The organism is Skermanella sp., from assembly GCF_059503625.1.
Map to the genome: position 1 here is coordinate 1 of NZ_JCACHA010001208.1, position 4,671 is coordinate 4,671.

The 4,671-nt window shown below is 63.8% G+C and carries 6 protein-coding genes; 4 read left to right on the forward strand and 2 right to left on the reverse strand.

Features of this window, described 5'->3' with window-relative positions; translation table 11 throughout:
* Nucleotides 1-50 precede the first annotated feature (50 nt).
* The 3 genes from AC5JJ6_RS42315 (at nt 51) to AC5JJ6_RS42325 (ending at nt 2,036) form a co-directional block, all read left to right on the forward strand.
* Complete coding sequence (locus AC5JJ6_RS42315) at nt 51-1,451, forward strand: amidase (RefSeq protein WP_496047820.1); 1,401 nt, start codon at nt 51-53, stop codon at nt 1,449-1,451.
* 43 nt (nt 1,452-1,494) lie between these two features.
* Nucleotides 1,495-1,680, forward strand: coding sequence for a DUF2256 domain-containing protein (locus tag AC5JJ6_RS42320; RefSeq protein ID WP_496047821.1), 186 nt, complete (start codon nt 1,495-1,497; stop codon nt 1,678-1,680).
* A 98-nt stretch (nt 1,681-1,778) separates the two neighbouring features.
* The gene (locus AC5JJ6_RS42325; protein WP_496047822.1) at nt 1,779-2,036 is read left to right on the forward strand and encodes a GlsB/YeaQ/YmgE family stress response membrane protein; all 258 of its coding nucleotides are present in this window, start codon (nt 1,779-1,781) and stop codon (nt 2,034-2,036) included.
* A gap of 35 nt (nt 2,037-2,071) precedes the next feature.
* Here AC5JJ6_RS42325 and AC5JJ6_RS42330 read toward each other — a convergent pair whose 3' ends face one another.
* Both AC5JJ6_RS42330 and AC5JJ6_RS42335 read right to left on the reverse strand, forming a co-directional pair.
* Nucleotides 2,072-2,854 (reverse strand): PhyR family response regulator anti-anti-sigma factor, encoded by a 783-nt coding sequence (locus tag AC5JJ6_RS42330; protein ID WP_496047823.1) that lies wholly within the window; start codon nt 2,852-2,854, stop codon nt 2,072-2,074.
* Nucleotides 2,855-3,037: 183 nt separating this feature from the next.
* Nucleotides 3,038-3,628, reverse strand: a complete 591-nt coding sequence (locus AC5JJ6_RS42335) for a thermonuclease family protein (protein ID WP_496047824.1) — start codon at nt 3,626-3,628, stop codon at nt 3,038-3,040.
* Nucleotides 3,629-3,699: 71 nt separating this feature from the next.
* On the opposite strand from AC5JJ6_RS42335, the gene AC5JJ6_RS42340 reads away from it, so the two are divergent.
* Nucleotides 3,700-4,614: a DMT family transporter gene (locus AC5JJ6_RS42340; RefSeq protein WP_496047825.1), complete on the forward strand. Its 915-nt coding sequence runs from the start codon at nt 3,700-3,702 to the stop codon at nt 4,612-4,614.
* Nucleotides 4,615-4,671: the final 57 nt, after the last annotated feature.

Here is a 4,671-nt window from a genome sequence, read left to right on the forward strand (position 1 = left end):
AAGGCTGAAGAACATACCCGTCCGCTTACGAAACAACGGCGCATGATGACATGAAGACAGACATAGCCCTCCTCTCAGCTACAGAACTCCTCGGCCTGTACCGCAGCCGCAACCTTTCCCCCGTGGAAGTGACACAGGCTTGTCTCGACCGCATCGCGGCCCTGGATAGCGAACTCAACGCCTTCACGCTCGTCGATGGCGACGCCGCGCTCGAGGCGGCGCGCGCCAGCGAGGAACGGTGGATCAAGGGCGAGCCCCAAGGTTTGGTGGACGGCGTACCGGCCACGATCAAGGACCTCATCCTGACCAAGGGATGGCCGACGCTCCGGGGCAGCAAGGCGGTGTCCCCCGATCAACCCTGGGAAGAGGACGCTCCCGCCACGGCGCGGCTGCGGGAGCATGGGGCCGTTCTGTTGGGCAAGACGACAACACCTGAGTTGGGCCACAAGGGCGTCACCGACAGTCCCCTCACGGGCGTCACGCGCAATCCCTGGAACCCCGATATGACTCCGGGCGGGTCCAGTGGCGGAGCGGCCGTCGCTGCCGCGACGGGCATGGGCGCGCTCCATGTCGGAACCGATGGCGGCGGCTCCATCCGCATTCCGGCGTCGTTCACCGGCATCTTCGGCATCAAGCCGAGCTTCGGCCGGGTGCCGGCATACCCACTCAGCCCCTTCGGAACGGTGGCCCATGTCGGACCGATGACGCGGACGGTATCCGACGCAGCTCTGATGCTTCGGGTGATGGCCTATCCAGACCCGCGCGACTGGTTTGCCTTCCCCTATGGCGACAAGGACTTCTCGGCCGGGCTGGACGATGGCATAGCGGGAATGAGGGTGGCTTTCGCCCCGACCCTCAACGGCGCGGAAGTCGATGCCGAGGTGGCGGCCCTTGTCCGCCGTGCCGCCGACGAGTTCTGCGCATTCGGGGCGGAGGTCGAGGAAGTGACGCTCGACATGCCCGACGCCGGACGCATCTTCTATACCCATTGGGCAGCCGGGGCCGCCACCGTCATGGCCGGGTTCACGGACGAGCAGAAGGCGATGATGGACCCGCACTTGCGCGGCTTCGAAGCGGCCGGAGCCGCTCTGTCGCTGCTGGATTACCAGCAGGCGGCGCTGGCCCGCGGCAGGCTCGGCGTTCAGATGAACCTCTTCCACCAGCGCTACGACCTCCTCCTGACGCCTTCGATGCCGATCCCGGCTTTCCGGGCCGGACTGAACGAGCCGAGCCAGCCGGAAGAAGGCGGATGGATCGACTGGACTCCCTTCAGCTACCCTTTCAACCTGACACAGCAACCGGCCGCCTCCATGCCCTGCGGGCTGACGTCGTCGGGACTGCCGGTCGGACTTCAGATCGTCGGCCCCATGCATAGGGACGATCTGGTCCTGCGTGCCGCAAGGGCCTATGAGCTGGCGCACCCCATCGCCCTGCCGCCGGAGCGGCGTTGACTTGCTTTCCTTGTTTTCGGCCGCCTGACCTGTGAGCGGCCGCATGAGACGCAAAGGTGACTTGCCGTCGAAGCCTTGCACCGTCTGCGGCCGACCTTTCGCGTGGCGGAAGAAGTGGGCCGAAAACTGGGACGACGTAAAATACTGCTCCGATGCCTGTCGACGGCGGCGGCGGGCGGCATCGCCGGAAAGCGGATCGCCGCCTGTCGGTCCCTTCGATCGTGGGTAATCCGAACTGGCCCCCGCCGGGGCGATCAAGCCTTTGAACTTGCGACAAGGTTCAGCCGTTAACGAAACATCCATGGGGCATGAACAAGGACATCTGCAATGGGCATCATCGGCACAATCATCATCGGCCTGCTGGCTGGTATCGTCGCGAAATTCCTAATGCCGGGCCGTGATCCCGGCGGTTTCATCATCACGATCCTGCTCGGCATCGCCGGCGCCTTCGTCGCAACCTATCTCGGCCAAGCCGTCGGCTGGTACCGGGCGGGCGAAGGTGCAGGTTTCATCGGTGCCGTCGTCGGCGCGGTCATCATCCTGCTGATCTACCGTCTGATCGCCGGCCGGTCGCGTACGGTCTGAGCCTTGAAGGCTGAGTACGACCTGAGCCTTGCGGCTCAGTGAAGCAGCACTTCGGGAAGCGGCGCGAAAACCGCCTGGGTAATCGCGTCGCGGACCGCATCGCTCGTGTAAGGCTTTCGTATCACGGGTCCCAATCCTTCATCGTCCAGCAGGCGGAGATCGCCTGAATAGGCTGTTACGAAGATCACGGGCACGGCGAAGCGGTCGCGAAGGGTCCGGGCGACCGCAATACCGCTACCGCCCTGCGCCAAGCGGACATCGAGCAGCGCCAGCGTCGGACTTCCGGCATTGGCGAGGGCAAGAGCCTCCGGCTCGGTCGCCGCGGTACCGCAGACGACATGGCCCATGTCGCTGATCATTTCGCTCAGATCGACCGCTGCGATCGCATTGTCCTCGACGACCATGACCCGTGCCGTCATCGCCTGACGCAGGAATTCCCTGATCTTGACCAGCCTCGACAAGGCTTCCCTGGTCCCCAGATTCACGACCTTGGCCGCTTCGTCGACCGTCAGCTCTTCAAGCGCTACGAGCAGGTAGAGCCTCCTGTCGGTTTCCGGCCGGCGGGCCAGGACGCGCTCTATCGGATGCTGGGTCTTCAAAGGTTTCCCCTCGCCGTTCTTGTCAAACAATGCATGGAGAAGGGCATAGAGAGGCGCCGGTGTCTTCATCGGAATTCCGAAGCTCTGCGGCGCCATGACAGCCGCTTCGACGCATCGGGTCACGAGATCGTCGCCATGGTCGACCGACCCCGTCAGCGCGCGGGCGTAGCGGCGCAAACTTGGCAGGTGCTCGTTCAGTTCCCGTGCATAGATCCGCATATTTCCAGCCTTCCCTCAGGATACCGAACATAGTCGGCAGCACTGCCGCTCCGCAGAAGCTCACGGTTGCGATGGGAACATTAGGCATCGGCAGAACGCTTGTCGACAAGTGAAGTTTGGTTAATCTTCCGCGACATTCCTATTCGTTCAGTCGGCGAACGCGGAACTCTGAGAAAGACTGCTTCACTCGTTCAACTTTCTTGTCCGCCACAGCCAGGGCGCCTCGACGCGCCCAGCCCACATGCCGGCTTTGCGCGCCTGGGCGCGAGCCTCGAGGCCGCCATAGGCCGTACTGAGACTACGGTAGGCGAAGGCCCAGCCGCGGACGAGCATCGCCGCCGAGAGGTCCTTTCCCAGGACACGGCAGACCCCGATGTGATGCTGATTGCGATCCTGCTCCTTGGCGACGCAGGTCACTTCACCGAGGTCGAGCATCTGCTGAAGTTGTGCGCGAGCAGCGCTGAAGCAGTCGTATTCCACTCCCCGCAGCGTTCGGCAGATCTGACCCGGATCCGGCGCGTCGATGCCGCGAAGCCGGACCATCGTTCCCTTGACGCTCACGACATCGCCTTCCATGGCGCTGCCAGCCCCCTCGACTTCCGTTTCGGCGATGCGGGCGGCATGGGACGGAGCACTGGTGTTGAAACCTGCGATACCGAGTGCGATGGCGATAATGCGTGCCCAGGTCATCCGCAAAGCATAGCGGGCGACGGTTAAAGGCCCGCTAACGCCGGCATCCGGGCGTCCTGTATGGATACAATCCAGGCGTTGCAAAATGCTCTTTCCAACGTTAGCCGTTGCCGTGCACCGGTATGACCTGTGCCAACGGCGAAGTAGATCGGGCAATGACACAGCAACTCCCCACCTCGACCGGCGGACCGGACTGGCTTCGGCTGACGCCGGGTGTCTTCGTCCTGCTTTGGAGCACAGGTTTCATCGGCGCCAAATTCGGGCTTCCTTATGCCGAGCCGTTGACCTTCCTGACGATCCGGCTGTCGCTTGTAGCAGCCATCCTGGCCGTGGCAGCCTTGGTGATGCAAGCTCCCTGGCCGCGGCGTTGGACCGATGTCGGGCACATCACGGTCGCCGGCCTGCTGGTTCACGGCGTCTACCTGGGAGGCGTCTTCACCGGCATCGCCCATGGGCTTCCGGCAGGGATCGCCGCACTGATCGTCGGTCTCCAGCCGCTCCTGACGGCGGCCGCCTCTGGGCGTGTCTTCGGCGAGCGGGTAAGCGGCCGTCAATGGCTGGGCCTGACGCTCGGGCTGTGCGGCGTTCTTCTGGTCGTATGGGAAAACCTGTCGCTCAAGGCAGGTTACTTGACGGGGATCGCCCTGTGCATTGCAGCATTGGTCGGCATCACGGTCGGCACGCTCTATCAGAAGCGCTTCTGCGGTGGCATGGATCTGAGAAGCGGAACGGCGATCCAGTATGCCGCGACCAGTCTTGGCCTTGTCGTCTTCGCCTGGCAGTTGGAAACCATGCAGGTCAGATGGACCGGAGAGTTCCTGTTTGCGCTTGTCTGGTTAGGCTTGGTGCTCTCGGTAGGAGCCGTATTCCTGCTTTATGTGCTGATCCGGCGAGGAGCTGCGGCGCAGGTCGCAAGCCTGTTCTATCTGGTCCCACCCGCGACGGCGGTCATTGCATACCTGATGTTCGACGAACGGCTCGGGCTGCTGGCCCTGGCCGGCATGGCGGTCACGGCGTTCGGAGTGGCGCTCGTCAACCGCAAGCCTCAGGCGGCGCGGCCGACCGGGTAGCGCTCGGTCGGCAGGCCCGAAAGCTGGGCGATGATGTCCTCGGGGTCGCCGATCTCG